The 17821-nt window shown below is 62.5% G+C and carries 17 protein-coding genes and 2 pseudogenes; 5 read left to right on the top strand and 14 right to left on the bottom strand.

Annotation, left to right across the window (positions count from 1 at the left end; all coding sequences use genetic code 11):
- Window positions 1–99: 99 nt before the first annotated feature.
- The 4 genes from ACU8HS_RS02515 to ACU8HS_RS02500 form a co-directional block, all read right to left on the bottom strand.
- Window positions 100–2454 (bottom strand): LPS-assembly protein LptD, encoded by a 2355-nt coding sequence (locus tag ACU8HS_RS02515; protein WP_112754403.1) that lies wholly within the window; start codon window positions 2452–2454, stop codon window positions 100–102.
- Window positions 2454–3542 (bottom strand): LPS export ABC transporter permease LptG, encoded by a 1089-nt coding sequence (lptG, locus tag ACU8HS_RS02510; protein ID WP_112754405.1) that lies wholly within the window; start codon window positions 3540–3542, stop codon window positions 2454–2456. Before lptG ends, ACU8HS_RS02515 begins: the two co-directional genes overlap by 1 nt.
- Window positions 3539–4720 (bottom strand): LptF/LptG family permease, encoded by a 1182-nt coding sequence (locus ACU8HS_RS02505; protein WP_112706127.1) that lies wholly within the window; start codon window positions 4718–4720, stop codon window positions 3539–3541. Before ACU8HS_RS02505 ends, lptG begins: the two co-directional genes overlap by 4 nt.
- A 99-nt stretch (window positions 4721–4819) precedes the next feature.
- The gene (locus ACU8HS_RS02500; protein WP_377314476.1) at window positions 4820–5593 is read right to left on the bottom strand and encodes a phosphatase PAP2 family protein; all 774 of its coding nucleotides are present in this window, start codon (window positions 5591–5593) and stop codon (window positions 4820–4822) included.
- Window positions 5594–5733: 140 nt separating this feature from the next.
- Between ACU8HS_RS02500 and ACU8HS_RS02495 the strand changes: the two genes are divergently transcribed.
- Both ACU8HS_RS02495 and ACU8HS_RS02490 read left to right on the top strand, forming a co-directional pair.
- Entirely contained in the window at window positions 5734–7227 is a 1494-nt protein-coding gene (locus tag ACU8HS_RS02495; protein ID WP_113497729.1) for a leucyl aminopeptidase, read from the top strand.
- Complete coding sequence (locus ACU8HS_RS02490; RefSeq protein ID WP_112706126.1) at window positions 7224–7673, top strand: DNA polymerase III subunit chi; 450 nt, start codon at window positions 7224–7226, stop codon at window positions 7671–7673. The genes ACU8HS_RS02495 and ACU8HS_RS02490 overlap by 4 nt, the downstream gene beginning before the upstream one ends.
- A 59-nt stretch (window positions 7674–7732) precedes the next feature.
- Here ACU8HS_RS02490 and ACU8HS_RS02485 read toward each other — a convergent pair whose 3' ends face one another.
- The 5 genes and pseudogenes from ACU8HS_RS02485 to ACU8HS_RS02465 all read right to left on the bottom strand — a co-directional run bounded on the left by ACU8HS_RS02485 (window position 7733) and on the right by ACU8HS_RS02465 (window position 13419).
- Entirely contained in the window at window positions 7733–8284 is a 552-nt protein-coding gene (locus tag ACU8HS_RS02485) for a GrpB family protein (RefSeq protein WP_447015346.1), read from the bottom strand.
- Window positions 8285–8360: 76 nt separating this feature from the next.
- The gene (locus ACU8HS_RS02480; protein WP_112706124.1) at window positions 8361–9287 is read right to left on the bottom strand and encodes a Gfo/Idh/MocA family protein; all 927 of its coding nucleotides are present in this window, start codon (window positions 9285–9287) and stop codon (window positions 8361–8363) included.
- Window positions 9288–9375: 88 nt separating this feature from the next.
- Window positions 9376–10207 (bottom strand): annotated as a pseudogene (locus ACU8HS_RS02475) (polysaccharide deacetylase family protein).
- 187 nt (window positions 10208–10394) lie between these two features.
- Window positions 10395–12275: an ABC-F family ATP-binding cassette domain-containing protein gene (locus ACU8HS_RS02470; RefSeq protein ID WP_112706122.1), complete on the bottom strand. Its 1881-nt coding sequence runs from the start codon at window positions 12273–12275 to the stop codon at window positions 10395–10397.
- Between the two features lie 91 nt (window positions 12276–12366).
- The gene (locus ACU8HS_RS02465; RefSeq protein WP_377314466.1) at window positions 12367–13419 is read right to left on the bottom strand and encodes a GGDEF domain-containing protein; all 1053 of its coding nucleotides are present in this window, start codon (window positions 13417–13419) and stop codon (window positions 12367–12369) included.
- 164 nt (window positions 13420–13583) lie between these two features.
- Between ACU8HS_RS02465 and ACU8HS_RS02460 the strand changes: the two are divergent.
- Window positions 13584–13715 (top strand): annotated as a pseudogene (locus ACU8HS_RS02460) (glutathione S-transferase family protein); the annotation flags it as partial.
- 83 nt (window positions 13716–13798) lie between these two features.
- The gene (gene ndk, locus ACU8HS_RS02455) at window positions 13799–14221 is read left to right on the top strand and encodes a nucleoside-diphosphate kinase (RefSeq protein WP_112565949.1); all 423 of its coding nucleotides are present in this window, start codon (window positions 13799–13801) and stop codon (window positions 14219–14221) included.
- A gap of 82 nt (window positions 14222–14303) precedes the next feature.
- On the opposite strand, the gene ACU8HS_RS02450 is transcribed toward ndk, so the two are convergent.
- Complete coding sequence (locus ACU8HS_RS02450) at window positions 14304–14810, bottom strand: hypothetical protein (RefSeq protein WP_447015345.1); 507 nt, start codon at window positions 14808–14810, stop codon at window positions 14304–14306.
- A complete protein-coding gene (locus ACU8HS_RS02445) occupies window positions 14807–15355 on the bottom strand; it encodes a CGNR zinc finger domain-containing protein (protein ID WP_112704994.1) in 549 nt (182 codons plus the stop codon). Before ACU8HS_RS02445 ends, ACU8HS_RS02450 begins: the two co-directional genes overlap by 4 nt.
- Window positions 15356–15420: 65 nt before the next feature.
- On the opposite strand from ACU8HS_RS02445, the gene ACU8HS_RS02440 reads away from it, so the two are divergent.
- Window positions 15421–16317 (top strand): branched-chain amino acid ABC transporter permease, encoded by an 897-nt coding sequence (locus ACU8HS_RS02440; protein WP_113412427.1) that lies wholly within the window; start codon window positions 15421–15423, stop codon window positions 16315–16317.
- Here the strand turns inward: ACU8HS_RS02440 and ACU8HS_RS02435 are convergent, their stop codons facing one another.
- The 3 genes from ACU8HS_RS02435 to pgsA form a co-directional block, all read right to left on the bottom strand.
- The gene (locus tag ACU8HS_RS02435; protein ID WP_112565960.1) at window positions 16318–16779 is read right to left on the bottom strand and encodes a molybdenum cofactor biosynthesis protein MoaE; all 462 of its coding nucleotides are present in this window, start codon (window positions 16777–16779) and stop codon (window positions 16318–16320) included.
- A gap of 136 nt (window positions 16780–16915) precedes the next feature.
- Window positions 16916–17170 (bottom strand): molybdopterin converting factor subunit 1, encoded by a 255-nt coding sequence (gene moaD / locus ACU8HS_RS02430; RefSeq protein WP_112565963.1) that lies wholly within the window; start codon window positions 17168–17170, stop codon window positions 16916–16918.
- Window positions 17167–17757, bottom strand: a complete 591-nt coding sequence (pgsA, locus tag ACU8HS_RS02425; protein ID WP_112565967.1) for a CDP-diacylglycerol--glycerol-3-phosphate 3-phosphatidyltransferase — start codon at window positions 17755–17757, stop codon at window positions 17167–17169. The genes moaD and pgsA overlap by 4 nt, the downstream gene beginning before the upstream one ends.
- Window positions 17758–17821: the final 64 nt, after the last annotated feature.

Raw genomic sequence — 17821 nt, 5'->3', positions numbered from 1 at the left:
CGATACCCTATGCCTCACATAACGACTGGTCGCAATGTCCTGCACAGGCTTACGGCGAAAGAATGGCCCGGCCGGAGATTTCCGGCCGTCCATCCGTCATCAGAGGTTGCTTGCAGCGTCACCCGTACCCAGCCGGATATCGCCGAGCGTGCGGAAGGTCAGGCGAGCGGCGATCGTCCAGTCGCTTGCCGTTTCGTCCGTCGTATCGCGCGTATCCGTATAGGCGATCGTGAAGATCGTGCACTCGTCTTCGTAGGAAATGCCGAGCGTGCGCCGGGTGACGACATCGTTGTTCAGATCCCAGGCGATGCCGCCGAAGATCGACCAGTAATCCTGGAACTTGACCCTGGCGTTTGTCTGGATCTCGTCATTGTCTTCGGCAAAGCCGTATTCCGGCTGCGCGGTCAGATGCGTATAGGTCACCTGGCCCGAGAACCTGTCGTTTTGATAGGCCGTCGTCAGGTCGCCGCGATTGAAGGAGAAATCCTTCTCGTCCAGCCGGTAGGATGCCGCAACCGAGAGGCCGAAGGGCATTTCGATGCCGCCGAGGCCGACATAGTCGGAACGGTCGGTCTCAAGACCCGATTCGGCGCCGACATTCACGAGGTCGTCTGTCGCAAACGAGTTCTGGCCCGCAAGCTGGTAGGACTGGCCGAAGATGCCGTGCAGCTTGTAGCCGCTGTCGAAGGTTCCGGTGTACTGGAAGCCGACGTTCGCGCGCGTGCCGCCTTCGATACGGTCGTAGCCGGAGAACCGGTCGCGGTCGAAAAGGTTGGTCGCATCGAAGACGAAACTCTGCGCGTCTTCGTTCGGCAGCCGGCCGGCCAGCGGCTCGTCGGGACGCGCATAGACCTGGGCGATCGGTTCCAGGACATGCGTGCTGTTGCTGGTCGTGAACAGGATCGGGTAGCGCAGTTCCAGCCCGGCCGTGACCATTCCGCGCGTTGCCGCGCTGTCGTCGAGATAGTTGCCGGCATAGGGAACGCCGTTGGCGTCGACGGGGCTGTCCATGTTGAGCGCGAAAGCATCGCCGCGCGCGGCAAGCAGCGGCGTGATCACGAGGCCGGTCGGCGTCACGAAGGTGCGCTTCCACTGGAGCTCGGTGGTCAGGCGGGTCGTCTGACCTTCGAGGCCGCGGAAACGGTCGAACCCGGCGACGTTGTAGAAGTCGTCATGGGTGCGCGAAATGTTGGTGAGGTTGACGTCGGCCGAAAGCTCGCCGCCCGCGACCGGTTTCGGCGCGACATAGTGGTAGTCGAGCGTCGGGTAGACGATCGCCTGCTGCTTCTCCGACGTGCTGTTGTTATCGGCGTCCTGGACGTCGAAATAGAAGGAGCGCAGGTCGAAGTAGTTCCGCTTGCCGAGACCCGTCAGGTAGACGGTATTGGCGTAAGGCGTGCCGGAATAGCCCTGGATCTTGTAGGTGCGCGAGAAGTTGTTGTCGCTCTGCACCATCACGTCCCAGCCGAACGTCCAGCGGGGATTGATCCTGAAATTCGCTCTCGAAGCGACCATGCCGCGCTGCTTGGCCTCGGCATCGCTCGTGCCGGTGCTGAAGTTGCCGGGGCTCATCTGGTCGATGCCGGCAATGTGCATGGTCAGCGTGCCGTTTTCGAAGCGGCGGCGATATTCGCCTTCGAGCATGAAGCCCTGGGACGTGTAGCCGGTGCCCGTGACGGTGAAATCCGAGCTCGGCGAGATGACGTAATAGTAGGGAACGGACAGGCCGTAGCCGAGATTCTGCGAAACGCTCATCGTCGGGAACAGGAAGCCCGACTTGCGCTTCACCGTATTGTCGGGAACCGTGATCCACGGAACGTAGGCGATCGGCTGGCCAAGCAGTTCGAAACGGGCATGTTCCAGCCGGATCGTGTGCTTCTCGCCGTCCTGAATGACGCGCTGCGCCTTGACCTGCCAGAAAGGTGCCTTCTCGGGCTTTTCCGCGCAGGGCAGGCAGGCCGTGTAGACGCCCTTGTTCAGAATCATCTGCGTGCCGCCGACGCGCTGGCCGGTTTCGGCCACGAGGCGGGTATTGTCGCTCGTTTCGATTCGCAGCGCGTTCATGAAGCCGTCTGCGAAATTGTCGGTCACATCCAGGCTGTCGGCATAGATCCGGTTGCCGTCGGGCGTCACCATCTCGATGTTGCCGGTCGCCATCATGCGGCCGGTCTTCTGGTTATAGTCGACTTTCTGGGCGACCAGCTTGTAGCCGCCGTAATTGATCTGCACGCCGCCGATCACGGAAACGAGTTCCTGGTCCTTGTTATAGACGAGCTCGTTTGCGGACAGCATCAGTTTTGCATCCGGCGAGACGTTCTGGCCGATGGCGGGCATGCCGGTATTGTTCTCCTGGCCGTAGGCCAGCGGAGCATTTTCGAAATAGGAACACAGAGCCGCACCTAGGAGCAGGGCAACCAACTGTTTACTAAAATTCTTGCGGTCGCCTACCGCCACTAGCCATCCTCCTGATGAAGCAGGATCGTTGCGCCTAAAGCGAGCGCCACGACCACTGGTATCCAAGTCGCCACAAACGGCGGCACGACACCGCTGCTTCCGAATGCTTTTACAAGCACGGTGACGACATAAAGCATGAAGCCTGAAATGATTCCACCCAGAATCACAGAGCGTGATTGGTTGAACCGGCTAAATTTCAGAGACACTGTTGCAGCAATGAGAGTCATGGCCACCAGGAGCAGCGGCTGCGACAGCAGTGAGTTGAATTGAGTCTCGAGCGCCTTCGTGGAGATTCCGAAGGATTTGGCAGCCGCAATACGGTTGGAAAGGTCAAAAAAACCAATTGTTTCCGGCGCTGTCAGCCGCTCCTTGATGAAGTCCTGCTTCAGATTGGTACGAAGCTGTTCCGAAGCCTTGCGCACGGGGATTTCCCCAGGCTTGCGTTCGATGACGTTGTTAAGCTGCCAGTAACCATCTTCCAATTTGGCCGATGAGGCATCCTGTCTCAGAATGACCTCGCCTGTGGAATCGAAGTGGATAAGTACGGCGTCCACAAGCAGGGTGCCGTTCTCCAGCACCGTCTTGGCGCCGATGATGACATCGTCCCGGCCGCTGATCTGGCGCAGCCACGGAACCTGCAGCGCCTTGATCATGGCATTGTCCTGGCCGCGCCAGGCGGTTTCGAACTGCGTGGCCTGCCGCTGGCCCCAGGCGGCGAGCGGGTTGAGCGCCACCACCGTCAGCACGCCGAGAATGAGCGAACCGGCGATGAAGGGCAGCATGAATTGCCAGACCGAGATGCCGGCTGCGCGGGTGACGACGAGTTCGTATTTCCGGTTGAGGCCGATCAGCACGGTGATGCCGACGAAAAGCGCCACGAAGGGGATGGTCTGCTGCAGGATCAGCGGCAGGCGCACGGCGGTCAGAAGCACGGCGCCGCCCAGCGTATAGCCGGGGAAGTTGGAGATGCGGCTTGCCGTCTCGCTGAAATCGAGCAGGAAGGTGATGGCGCTCATGCCGATCAGGAACCACATCGTGGTCACGACATAGCGGCGGAAGAAATACCGGGACAATGTTCCGAAAATCATCGCGCAGCGCCTCCGCCGGTCCGGCCCGTCGCGGCCAGGACCCGCTTCTGCGCGCGCTTCCAGATCGTCGAGGTGCGGTTCCTGACGGCCAGCGGCATGGAAAGTCGCTTGTGCATGTTCAGGAAAACGATCGAAACCAGGCTGGTCACGATCGGGATCGCGTAGAGGATCGGGATATAGGTCGCGCTCTTGTCGATCTGGTTGGCAACGTAGAACGCCGCCCAGCGCAAGGCGAATGCGAGGCCGAGCGCGCCGATCATCGGATGCATGCGCGCCTCGCGATGCGAGCGCGCATCCCCGGCGATGGCAAGCGAGAAAAGCGCGAAGACGAAGGGAAGCATCCAGTCGGTCAGCCGGCGATGCAGCTCGGCCGTATAGCTGCCGGGCTTGGCGATATAATCGGGGTCCTTCGGATCGGGATCGAGCAGGAAGCCGAGATCGCGGTCGCTCGCGCGAAGCGTCGCCTGCCCGTTGTTTTCCGTCATGTCCGAAAGGTCGAAGGAATAGGAATCGAACTTGATGACAGAGACGTTGCCATCGGCCGTTTTACGATGGACTTCGCCGTCATGCATGATCAGCGACGTGCCGACATCGTCCACGGCGCCTTCACGCGCATAATAGATGAGCTCGTAGTTCGGATCGCGCTCGTCGGCGACGAACAGGCCCTTGAGCGTGCGGCCGGCAAGCCGCTGCGAGATCTGCACATAAAGGCCTTCGTCGATCTTGCGGAAGGTCTTTTCCTCGATCACCGACGACAGAAGGTCGGCATAGGTGGCGGCGATCATCTGCCGCACGACCGTCTTTGCCCGCGGCTCGACGACATTGTCGACGAAGAACGAGAAGACGCTGATGAGAACGGCAAGCAGCAGGATCGGCCGCGCCAGGATGCTGCGGCGCGCGCCCGCGGCATCGATCACGGTCAGTTCGGAATCGTTGTTCATCGTCGTCAGCGTCTGGGTAATGCCGATGACGAGCGCGAAGGGCAGCACGACGGGAATGATCGACGGCAGGATCAGCGTCGCAAGCGTGGCGAACGAGCCGATCGACTGGCCGCTGTCGGTGACGAGGTTGATGCGCTGCAGGACCTGGGTGGTCCAGATGATGGCGAGCACCGGGAGCAGGGCCACGAGAAACATCTGGCCGACACGCCGCAATATGTATGTTTCGAGTAGTTTCATGCTCGCCCTTGAACGCGCCTGCGGGTCGGTATGATCAGCAGGAGATTCCCTCTACGCTGTTTGTCTCGGTTTTGCGACAAGTCAGTGTCAAAAATTCATTCAAATTTCAGAATTTTTTTGTTGCCGTGGCGACTCGGCAAGTGCCATCAGCGCCGCGAATATGACGACCGAAGACAGCCACCCCAGCGCGACGTCGGACAGGTAATGCGCGCCGAAGGAGAGCCGCATCGCCGGCGTCAGGATGGATACGGCGGCAACGGGGGCGACAAGCGCATAACGGAGCGACTTCGGCACGAAGATCAGAAGGCAGAACAGCCATCCGGCACTCGCCGCCTCTCCGGAAATGAACGAGCAGTTCGACAGGCATTTGCCGGCCAGCGAGCCGGCTTCGGCAAAGTGCAGCGTGCCGCCGAAGAAATCGGTCTGGACCGGCCGCGGCCGGCCCCAATGTTCCTTCAGGATCACGTTGACGAGAAGAACGGGTCCGATCAGCAGCGTGCCGAGCGCCACTTTCAGGTCGCGGGCGCGCGGCGCGTTGAACGTCGCCCCATGCTGTTGATAACATTCCGCGAGCTTCCACAGCATGACCGCGGTCACGACATAGGGAACGTAAAAGAACAGCGTGCGTAGGAGGCCGAGGATCGCCTCGCTGCGATAGGGGAAGGAGCCGCAGATCTGTGTGGCCGGAGCCGACCCGCCGCAGGCCGCCTGCACGAAAAAAAGCTGGGAAAAATAAATGTCTATCCCGGGGAAGGCGCGGAACAGGGCCAGGAGCAGCCACCACACCCAGAAAAGCAGGATAAAGACGCCGAACGCCGTTTTCGGCAGGCGAATTGCCGGACCCCGCCATCGATTTTTCGAAAAAACTGTCAACGCAAACATCTACGAAACTGACGAAAACCTTTTGGCCGGGCGGCCGCGCGGAACATAACAACTGTCGCCGGCCATTGACAGACCCGTCAAACGCGAAATTATCCCCCCGAACGGATTTCATGAATCCCATCGGAGAAGACATGTCTGCAAAATTCGAAATTTCATTCTCAAAATCGGCAAAGCTCAGCGGCGGCCTCGCGATCCTTCTGAAAACGTCGGAGGCCGACGTCGCCGCCGGGGCCGATATTGCCGATCCGGCGGGAGTGATCGCCAAGGCGTCGAAAATTGCGCGCTTCTCGGCAAAATCGCTGACTGCCCTCGACCTGGTGGCGCCGGAAGGCGCGCCAGTTGAGCGCCTCGTCGTGCTTGGCCTCGGCAAGCCGGCAGAGCTTGCCGCCCACGACTGGCTGAAGGCTGGCGGCAGTGCCGCCGCGAAAATCAAGAACACCGACAAGGCGACGATCTTCATCGATGCGCCGGGTGCGGAAGTCGGCGCCAAGGCCGCGGCCGATTTCGCCCTCGGCATCCTGCTGCGCGCCTACAGTTTCGATACCTACAAGACGAAGAAGAACGACGAGGAGGAAAAGCAGGCGAAGTCGGTCAAGGTGACGATCGTCACGGCCGAGGCCGCCGCCGCCAAGAAGGCCTTCGCCGATGCCGAAGCGGTTGCCGACGGCGTCAATCTCGCCCGCGATCTGGTCAACGAGCCGCCGAATGCGCTCGGCCCGGTGGAATTTGCCGCCAGGGTCAAGGAGCTGGAAAAGCTGGGCGTCGAGGTGGAAATCCTCACCGAGCGCGAAATGCGCCGTCTCGGCATGGGCGCGCTGCTCGGCGTTGCCCAGGGCTCCGTCCGTCCGCCGCGCCTTGCGGTCATGCAGTGGAAGGGCGGCAAGGGCAAGGATCGGCCGATCGCCTTCATCGGCAAGGGCGTCGTCTTCGATACCGGCGGCATCTCGATCAAGCCGGCCGCCAACATGGAAGACATGAAGGGCGACATGGGCGGCGCGGCAGCCGTCACCGGGCTCATGCACACGCTCGCCGCCCGCAAGGCGGCGGTCAATGCCGTCGGCATTATCGGCCTTGTGGAAAACATGCCCGACGGCAACGCCCAGCGCCCGGGCGACATCGTCACCTCCATGTCCGGACAGACGATCGAGATCATCAACACCGATGCGGAAGGCCGCCTCGTGCTCTGCGATGCGCTCTGGTATTGCAACGACCGCTTCAAGCCGCAGTTCATGGTCAATCTCGCAACACTGACCGGCGCCATCATGGTTGCGCTCGGCAACAGCCATGCCGGCCTCTTCTCGAATGACGATCCCCTGTCGGCGCAGCTGACGGCGGCCGGCCTCGTCACCAACGAGAAGCTGTGGCGCATGCCGCTCGGCAAGGAATATGACAAGATGATCGACAGCAAGTTCGCCGACATGAAGAATACCGGCGGCCGTCTTGCCGGCTCCATCACTGCGGCGCATTTCCTCAAGCGATTCGTGCAGGAAACGCCCTGGGCGCATCTCGATATCGCCGGCACGGCCATGGGCTCGGTGCAGGACGAGATCAACCAGTCCTGGGGCTCCGGCTTCGGCGTGCGGCTGCTCGATGAGCTGGTGCGCTCGAACTACGAAACACGATGACGGAAATCCTCTTCTACCACCTGACGGAATCGAAGCTGGAAGACGCGCTTCCGCCGCTGCTCGACAAAAGCGTCGAGCGCGGCTGGCGCGTCGCCGTCCAGACGAAGGAGGCCGACCGGCGCGACAAGCTCGATCAGCATCTGTGGACCTACCGGGACGACAGTTTCCTGCCGCATGGCACGGATGAGGCCGATTTCGCCGGCGACCAGCCGGTTCTCCTGACGGTTTCTCCCGGCAATGCGAATGCGGCCACCGTCCGTTTCATCGTCGACGGCGCCGAGCCGCCGCCGGCGGCCGATTACGAGCGCATCGTCTTCATGTTCGACGGCTATGACCAGGAGCAGCTCGAAGGCGCACGCGCCCAATGGAAAAAGCTGAAAGGCGAGGGGCATACCCTCACCTATTGGCAGCAGACGCCGGAAGGGCGGTGGGAAAAGAAGGCCTGAGCGGCGCGCGTCGCGCAAGACCGCGCGCCGGTCTTGCGGCCGCGACACCCTTCAGGTCGTCAGGCGAGGCCCGCTTTGGCCAGAACCTTGTCGATGAAATCCTTCTTCGCCTGGGTATAGGCGGCGCGGCTTTCGGCAAATTTCTGCGCCAGCCCGATCTTCAGTTCCTCATAGGCGAGCGCGAGCGCGGGATCGTTGCGCAGCCTGTCGCGGAAGAAGATGTCGCGCCGCCAGTTGAAGCCCTGATATTCGACGACATGGGCGAGATGCGTGCGCGTCTCGCCCGCAATGCCGCGGCCGAAGAGATGGTCGTCGGGCACGACGTCCGCGCCGGCATAGTCGTAGCCGATCGTTTCCATCGGCCGGATGCAGGCAAGTCCGTCGTCGAGGCGGCGCACGCCGATCAGGATATCGATGATCGGCTTGGCCTTGATGCCGGGAATGGCGGTGCTGCCGAAATGCTGGATATCGAGCGCCAGAGGGCCAAGCGCCTCGCGGATCCTGGCCTCTTCGTGCAGATAGGCCTCGTGCCATTTCTCATTGGGGTCAGACAGCCTGACCGTCAGATGCCGAACGCCCAACCCAAACGTTTCATCCTGCTCCTGCTGCATGGAAGCGGCCCCTCAAGTGTCGGTGCCGCCATTCTAGCATTCCGCAGGCGCAATGGCATCTGCCGGCGATGGCCGATCAATCGTAAAACGCTTCGACGAATTTGCGCTTGCCGAGCATGAAGGCATCGGCGACATGGCGCAGCGGCGCCAGATCCACATCCGACTTGCCGGCCTTGATGAGTTCGGCAAAGCGGCGGTAGAGCGAGGGATATTCGGCTTCCGGCGCGGAGAATTTCAGTTCTCCGTCGACCGAAAGCTTCGAGCCGCCTTCGGACAGGACCATCTGGCCGGCGGCCGTTTCCGCGATAATGTCCCAGCTCTGCTTGCCCGTCTGGCGCCAGTCGAATTCGGCATGAACCGGAACATAGTCGACATTGCGGAAATGCAGGTCGGCGGCGATCGGCGAGTCGCGGTTCTCGGGGAATTCCAGCGTGCCGCCGCTGAGGAAGATCGCCTTGGGCAGGATATGCGTGACGATCGACAGCGCGTTGATGCCGGGATCGAAAACGCCGAGGCCGCCCGCCTGCCAGATCCATTCCTGGTTCGGGTGCCAATGGCGCACGTCTTCCTTCCAGATCACATGCATGCTCTTGATCTCGGTCGAGGCAAGGAAGGATTTCGCGGCTTCGACGGCGGCGGCATAGCGCGAATGCCAGCTTGCAAACAGGGTCGCGCCCTGCCGGTTGGCGAGGTCTTCCAGATCGGCCACTTCGCTCAGCGTCGCGCCCGGCGGCTTTTCCAGGAAAACGTGCTTGCCGGCGACGAGCGCCTTGTAGGCCGCTTCGTAGCGGTATTGCGGCGGCATGCAGAGCGAAACGGCGTCGATCGACGGCTCGGCCGCCAGCATGTCGTCGATCGAGGTATAGGCGGTCACGCCGTCGACCGTGCCGTGGCGGCTCGCCGTCGCCACCAGCTTGAAATCGGCATTGGCGGCGATGGAGGGAAGGTGCTGGTCGCGGACGATCTTGCCGACGCCGACGATGGCGAGGTTGATGGCTGACATGGTGAAGCTCGCGTTCGGTGTTTCGCTAAAAGTATGACTTATTGCGCGCCGTTTTATCAGAAAGCGGTCCGCGGGCAAGTCATCGCGATCAGAGCGAAGCCATTTCCACCGGCGCGGAGCTCTTTTTGAATTTCAGCGTCACTACCTTGTAGCCTTCCGCTTCGAGTTTCGAAAGCAGCGCCGGCAACATCATTGCGGTGCGCTTGTGAATGTCGTGCATCAGGATGATGCCGCGGCCGCGCTTGCGCAGCTCGTCCATCGTGCGTCTGGTGAACGGCGACCGGCGTCGTATTGAAATAGTCCTTGCTGTCGATATCGACATCCATGACGACCATGTCGCGCATGGCAATGGCGGCGCGCAGCTTCCGGCTCTCGGCGAGATAGGGGAAGCGGAAGAAGTTCACGTCCTCGCCCGTCGCCTTGGTCACGGCCAGCTGGCCCTTGGCGACTTCCTTCATCGCCGCATCGAAGCTCATCGTCCCGAGATCGGCATGCCTGTAGGTATGGCTGCCGATCGCATTGCCGTCCTGCGCGATCCTGCGGGCAAGCTGCGGATGCAGTTCCGCCATTTCGCCGACCATCATGAAGGCGCCCTTCACGCCGAACCTGTCGAGCACCGCCAGAACCTTGTCCGTGCGTCCGGGGATCGGGCCGTCATCGAAACTGAGGATCACTTCCTTGTCGTGCAGCTTCAGTTCGGAGAGGGAGGAGACCTCCAGCGTCCGTCCCGCCAGATGATGCCAGCCGCCATGGTCGGGGACGTCTGCATCCTCCTCGTCCTTCCCGGCCGGGCTCTTGCCCTCGGGCGCGATGACGGAGGACGTCTTGATCGTCTTGTCCGGTTCTGGCTGCTTGGTCGTGGCGCAACCGCAAAGGGCAAGGGTCAGCGCGATGCTGGACAAGGCGAGGAAACGATGCATGAAAGGGCTCAACAAATCAGTGAAAAAGTTGAGACAACCTTTCTGATTATGGTTAACGATCGGTTGAGACCGGCCGGATCCCGGCCATGACGCGGCACTTCGCCGCGTCCAGAACAGGGGCTGTTCCGGGCAGGAAAAAGCCGGGCCTGCGTGGTGCCCGGCTTTGAGAAAATGCGATTGCGGCGCCTCAGCCCGCCATCGCTTCCTCATATTCCGAGGACAGCATCAGCCATTCTTCTTCGGCGGCGGCAAGCTTGGCGGCTGCCTCGCCGCGCTGCCTGGCCTTTTCGGCTGCCCTGGCGGGTGCCTTCTCGTAGAGCGCCGGGTCCGCAAGCTCCGCATCCAGCGTCTGAATCATTTTCTCCAGTTTGCCGGTCAAGGATTCGATTTCGTTGATCTTTTTCCTCAGCGGGGCGAGCGAGGCGCGCTTGTCGGCGTTAAGCTTGCGCTGGTCGGCCTTCGATGTCTGTTCTTCCGCCTGCTTCGGCTCGTCCTTCTTCTTGCCGGATGCGACGATCAGGTCGCGATATTCGTCCATGTCGCCTTCGAAGCTCGTCACCGTGCCGTTATTGACGAGCCAAAGGCGGTCGACGGTCGCTTCGATCAGGTGCCGGTCGTGCGAGATGAGGATGACCGCGCCGTCGTAATCGTTCAGCGCCTCGATCAGCGCGCGGCGGCTGTCGATGTCGAGATGGTTCGTCGGCTCGTCGAGGATCAGCAGGTTCGGCGCATGAAAGGCGGCAAGGCCCATCAGCAGGCGCGCCTTCTCCCCGCCGGAGAGATCCTTGGCCGCCGTCGCCATCTTTTCGGTCGCAAGACCCATCTGCGCGACGCGGGCGCGCACCCTGGCTTCCGGCTCGGTCGGCATCAGCCGGCGCACATGTTCCACCGGCGTCTCGTTGGGGACGAGGTCGTCGAGCTGATGCTGCGCGAAAAAGCCGATCTTCAGGCTTGGCGCCAGGCGCACTTCCCCGCTCTCCGGCGCCAGGCGGCCGGAGATGAATTTGGCGAATGTCGATTTGCCGTTGCCGTTCGAGCCGAGCAGCGCGATGCGGTCGTCATTGTCGATGCGCAGATTGAGCCCCTTGAGGATCGGTTTTCCGGGCTCGTAGCCGACCGCCCCGCCGCTGATCGCGACGATCGGCGAGGCCGGCTGCTTTTCCGGCTCCGGGAAGGTGATCGGCTGAACGTGATCCTCGATCACGGCGGCGACCGTGCCCATGCGCTCCAGCGCCTTGACGCGCGACTGGGCCTGTTTTGCCTTCGAGGCCTTGGCCTTGAAGCGGTCGATGAAGCTCTGCAGGTGCTTGCGCGCCGCCTCGTTCTTCGCCTTGGCCTTCATCTGCAGCTCGTCGGCCTCCGCCTTCTGCCGCTCGAACTGGTCGTAATTGCCGCGGTAGAAGGTGAGTTTCTTCTGGTCGAGATGCACGATGGAATTGACCGCGTTGTTGAGGAGATCGCGGTCGTGGCTGATGACGATGACCGTATGCGGATAGCGGCGGATATAATCCTCCAGCCACATCGTGCCTTCGAGGTCGAGATAGTTGGTCGGCTCGTCGAGCAGCAGCAGGTCCGGTTCGGCAAAGAGCACGGAGGCGAGCGCCACGCGCATGCGCCAGCCGCCCGAGAAGGAGGAGGCGGGCCGCGCCTGCGCCTCCTGGCTGAAGCCGAGGCCGGAGAGGATGCTGGCGGCGCGCGCCTCCGCCGAATGGGCGTCGATATCGACGAGGCGCATCTGGATTTCGGCGATCCGGTGGGGATCGGTCGCGGTCTCCGCCTCCGCCAGCAGCGCGGCGCGCTCCTTGTCGGCAGACAGCACGATCGAGATCAGCGATTCCTCAGTTCCCGGCGCTTCCTGCGCCACCTGGCCGATGCGCGCGTTCTTCGGGATCGATACCGTCCCGCTCTCCGCGCCGAGATCGCCGGTGATGACGCGGAACAGGGTGGACTTGCCGGCGCCGTTGCGCCCCACGAGCCCGGCCTTCGCGCCTGACGGCAGCGAGAGGCTGGCATGGTCGAGAAGCAGGCGGCCGGCAATGCGGGCGGAAATGTCTGAGATCGTAATCATGCGCGCGGTTTTGGCCGAAAGCCGCCGCCAAGGCAAGATGGCTCAGCGGCACCTTTGCCGCTGTCTGCCGTCGATACTTGCGGCCGGACGCTCAGCGCCCGAATGCCTGCACCGGCTGGCGCGGATTGGATTGGGCGGCAAGCAGCGCCACGCGGGCATTGGCCTGAAGCTGGCCGGGCGTTGCCGCATCGCCGCTCAGCGCCACGCCGACCGAAATCGTCAGGCCGCCGGCTTCCGACGTGTCGGATGCCGCAAACACCAGATTGTCCTCGACGCAACCGCGCAGCCGCTCGCCAATCGCCAGCGCATCCTGCATGCCGACATTGGCAAAGAGGAAGGCGAATTCGTCACCCTCCGTGCGGGCAATGAAATCGTTCTTCTTCACCGTCTTGCGAAAGAGGCCGGCAAGCTTCTTCAGCAGCTTGTTGCCGGCCTGCGTGCCGTAGCGGTCGTTCAGCCCCTTGAAATCGTCGATATCGACCATGACCAGCGCGCTGCCGGCCGCGCCCTCTTCCTGGCCGTAGAGATCGTCGAGGGCGCGGTTGAGCCCGATCCGGTTCGGCAGGCCGGTGATCCTGTCGGTGACGGCCGCCGCCTGCATGGCGCAAATGCCCCGCTCCAGCGCCGTCAGCCGCTCGATATCCTCTTCCAGTTTCGCCCCGATCGTTCGTTCCGCCGCAAGGACGGCCGAAAGCGAGGAGGCGAGATAATCGACCTCCGCCATGAAGTCGGCAAGGCTCTGCTGCTCCTGCTGGCCCGAGACGGATTTGAGAATGGTCTCGCAGGCGCGCGCGAAAGCCTGGTGATGCAGCCGCCCTTCGGCGAGGCGCGACGCCGTTTGGGTGAGCACGCGGCTCGCCTCGTCCCGCGCGCGCTCGCCCGCCAGCCCGTAATGGCCGACGAGCCGGTAGCGCAGGCCGAGTTCGTCCAGCGCCTCCTGCTGCGGATGCGGGCCGAGGGCGGCGATATCCTGCGCCAGCCCGCCATTGAGGCCGATCAGCGCTTCGTGGAACAGTTCGTAATTGCGCGGCAGGCCGGCCACGTTCAGGCGCACCATGTGCTGGACGACCTTCTGGCTGTCGGCGGCCGGCGTCGGCCGGGCGGTCTCGCGCCCATTCAATGCAATTGCAGCGGCAGTCTGCATGACGATCCCCTTGTTGCCACCGGTCCTCTCGGGCCATCGGCTCTCCCCTTCCGCTATGCCGGCAAGCATTTAAGAGACCTTGAATTTCCAGGCTCCGCGGGCCGGGAAGAGATGAAACCGGTTAATGCACTCTTGCCTTCCGGGGGCGGGGGGCGGCGGCGGGCGTGATGGGCGCGCCGCAATGGCGGCGCATCGCCGGTCTTGCCGTGCGCGCCCCTGACGACCCCGTCATGGCACGGTTCGAACCTTGCCCCGATCGTCACGAGAGCCGGGGCCGCACTGTGACAGCGGCGTGAAATTGCCGGAGACCCCTTGTTTTCAGGCGGTGAGGCGGGTAAAGACCGCCCACTTTTCCCCGATGAGTATGAGGATCTGAATTATGGCGATTGAACGCACCTTCTCGATGATCAAGCCGGACGCAACGAAGCGCAACCTGACGGGCGCTATCACCAAGATGCTCGAAGATGCCGGCCTGCGTGTCGTCGCCTCCAAGCGCGTCTGGATGAGCAAGCGCGAAGCCGAAGGCTTCTACGCCGTTCACAAGGACCGTCCGTTCTTCGGCGAGCTCGTCGAAGGCATGACCTCCGGCCCGACCGTCGTTCAGGTTCTGGAAGGCGAGGGCGCCATCCTGAAGAACCGCGAAATCATGGGCGCGACCAACCCGGCAAACGCTGCCGAAGGCACGATCCGCAAGGTTCATGCGCTCTCGATCGGCGAAAACTCGGTCCACGGTTCCGACGCTCCGGAAACCGCTGCCCAGGAAATCAAGTACTGGTTCTCCGACACCGAAATCGTCGGCTGATTCCGCGCCGGAGCATTGCTTCGGAATGCGTTGAAATGATTCATGAAAGCCGGGTTCGTCCCGGCTTTTTTGTTGCCCGCGCTCAGGCCGGGCACTTGTCGGTATTGGAAAAATCCGTCGTCCCGTCGGGCTTGAAGACTTCCGGGTTCTTCTCATATCCGGCGCCCAGAACCAGCGGCTTGCTCGGCAGCACCGTCTGGTCGAGATCGGATTTGAACTGCGTCTTCAGCTCCTGCAGGAGCTTGCCGTCCTTGTCGACCAGCTTCACAGTGACGCTATAGGGCCGGTCCTTGCGCACGCAATGCAGGTTCTCGCTCTGGACGGAGATCTTGTCGTCCATCGGGAAGACCGTCTGGGTCAGCACCAGCGGCTGACCGCCCTGCGGGTTCTCGAATTCGGCGACGATGGTCGACCCGTCGGGAATGGGCGCCGTCTTCTTCAGCGTCAGCAGATAGGTGGCGCTGGCGATGCGGTAGTTGAAGACGAAGAGATGGCCCGTCACTTCCAGCATGGTTTCGGCCTGGCGCTGGCAGGCGCAAAGCACAAGCCCTGCTGCCGCGAGCGCCGTCATGATCACACGCCGTTTCATGGCGTCTCCTCCTTCTTTTTCCTCCGGTAATGCCTGTTGGCCTTGGCGCGGTTGCCGCAGACGGCCATGTCGCACCAGGCCCGGCTCCTGTTCTTGCTGCGGTCGATGAACAGCCAGCCGCAATTGCCGCAGATCTTCATGCGCTCGGGATCGGGCATGGCGATCAGCCGCAGAACCGAATGGGCGGTCGCCGCGTCGAGCCCCTTTTCCGTAGCGCCCCGTAGCGTGCGCGCCAGCGCCTCCAGCAGTGCCGCAAGAAGCCGGTCGTCATTGCCCGCGATCACGCGCTGCCGGAAGTAGCGGTCCGTCGCTTCCCGCAGCGCGATGAAATTCGCCCTGTTCTGCGCCCCGACCGGCGCTATGTCGCCGAACAGCGCCCGTTCGGCGCAGAATTCCTGCGCCGCCTTGGGAAAGCGGTCCATCTGCCCTTCGGCCGCGAAGCGGTCGATGCGGCGGGCCGTGTCATGGCGCAGGATAACGCTGTTGGCGACATCGAGCGCCAGTGCGCCGCCGGAAAAACGGTGTGCGGTCCAGGAAAAGCTCATACGAAAATATAACTGGTAAAACACATTTTGCCAGTTATTATTTTGAGGTGATCTGGAGTTTCGGAATGGCCTATCTCCTGCAGCAACTGGCGAATGCAGTGCCGCTCGCAGCGCTCTACGCCACGCTTGCCTTCGGCTATTCGATCGCCTTCGGCGTCACCCGGCGCGCCGACATCACCTATGGGGCGATTTTCGCCTTTGCCGGCCAGATCCTGCTGCTTTTCACCGACATGGCCTATAACCGCCTCTGGCTCATACTGCCGGCGGCGATCGCGATCGGCATCTGCGCCTCGCTGGTCTATTCCGTGGGAGCGGGGGTCTGGATCGGCCGTTCCATCATGCTGCCGCTCGCCAGCAAATCGCCGAATACAGTCATCGTCGCCGCACTCGGCATGATGATCGTGCTGATGGAGGCGGCGCGCCTTGCCGCCAATACCCGCGCCATCTGGCTGCCGCCGCTCCTGAACGACAATTTCACCTTCTGGAGCGACGGCACCTTCAGGGTGACGCTCACCTATATCCAGCTTCTGGACACCGTCCTGATGGGTGCGATCGTCGCGATCGGCGCGCTGATCCTGAAGCGAACCGCCTGGGGCCGGCTGTGGCGCGCCGTCATCGACGATCCGCTTGCCGCCGAACTCTGCGGCACCAGCGCCGGCCGCGTCTTCCTCGTGTCCTATGGGGCCGCCGCACTCGTCGCCACCTGCTGCGGCATCCTTGCGACGCTCTATTACGGATCGATGGATTTCGGCGCCGGCCTGATGTTCGGCCTCAAGGTGCTGATGATAGCGGCCGTCGGCGGCTATTCCGATCCGCTGCGCTCGGCGGGCGGCGCTGCCGGCCTGGCGCTCGTCGAGACGCTCTGGGGCGCCTACGGCTCCTTCATCTGGCGCGATTTCGCCATCTTTTCGCTGCTGGTGTTCCTGCTGGTGCTGAGCAGGCGCGAGCGCGTCGTGCTGTGACTATTTCCACTTGTCGCGGGCGGCATCGTCGGCATCCTTGGCCTCGATCCAGTCGCCGGCATGTCCGTCCTTGCCATGTTCCTTCTTCCAGAAGGGCGCGGAGGTCTTCAGGAAATCCATGACGAAGCTCGCACCGTCGAAGGCGGCCTGCCGGTGCGGGGCGGCAGCCACGACGAGCACGATATTCTCGCCGGCGGCGATCTTGCCGAAGCGGTGGATGGCGGTGAGGCCGTTGAGCCCGAAACGCTCGATGGCAAGCCTGCCGATGCGGGTCATCTCCGCTTCCGCCATGCCCGGATAATGTTCGAGTTCGAGCGCCGAGAGCGTGCCGCCCTCATCGCGGCAGAGGCCGGAAAAGGTGACGATAGCGCCGATGCCGGGCCTGCCCCTGGAAAGCCGGTCGACTTCCGCCTGCAGGTCGAAATCCTCGCGCTGGACCCGGACGGTCGGAGTGATGGTCATGATGGCATCCCCAGCCGCCTTGACGCCGCGGCAGAGCCTGTAGAGAGGTAGCGACACGGCAAGACCGTCATCCTATCATTCGCTCAATCGTCCAAGAGTGGCTGGTGAATAGCCCGACGGCACCACGGCGACGATCTCAGCCACCCGTCATCGGCGGAAAAATACCGATTTCCCGCGCGCCGGCGATCGGCTCGTCATGTTCCACATGTTCCTGGTCGATCGCCACCCGGATCACATCGGGATATTGAAGAGCCATCTCATATTCCTCGCCCAGGCCCTTCAAATGATTCAGAAGATCGGCAACGCTGACGACGGAGGAGGGGAGGTCGATCTCTTCCTCACCCTTGCCGATGCGTTCGCGCACCCAGGCGAAATAGACAAGCCGCGTCATTCTTCGTCGTCCACCACATGTTTCAGGCCGGCGCGGAAATAATCATAGCCGGTATAGATCGTCAGGATTGCGGCGATCCACAGAAGCGCGATGCCCGTCTGCGTCGTATAGGGGAAAATCTCGTCACCGGCAGGACCCGCAAGCAGGAAGGCGATGGCGACAAGCTGCAGCGTCGTCTTCCACTTGGCAATGCGCGTCACCGGCACGCTGACCTTCAGCGCGGCCAGATATTCGCGCAGGCCCGAAACCAGGATTTCGCGGCAGAGAATGGTAATGGCCGCCCAGATCGACCAGCCGGCAATGGTCTGGTCGGCAGCGACCAGCAACAGGATGGCGGAGACCAGCAGCTTGTCGGCAATCGGGTCCAGCATGCGGCCGATATTCGACGTCTGGTTCCAGATACGCGCGAGGTAGCCGTCGAGGAAATCGGTGATCGAGGCGATGATGAAGATCCACAGCGCCACCCAGCGCGCCGTATTGCTGATCGCCAGTTTGCCCTCGATGAAGAAGCAGACGACGATCAGCGGCACCGCCAGGATGCGGCCGTAGGTGAGAAGATTGGGGATATTATACGCACGCGATGCCATGAAGCGGTTCTCTGTCTTGATGCGGCGGTAGATGACGGCTTTGGCGCCCGACCGTCAACATTGT

This window comes from Rhizobium sp. KDH_Rht_773_N, from assembly GCF_052946295.1.
The sequence above is the reverse complement of the archived record's forward strand: the minus strand, read 5'-3'. Positions and strand labels throughout refer to the sequence as shown.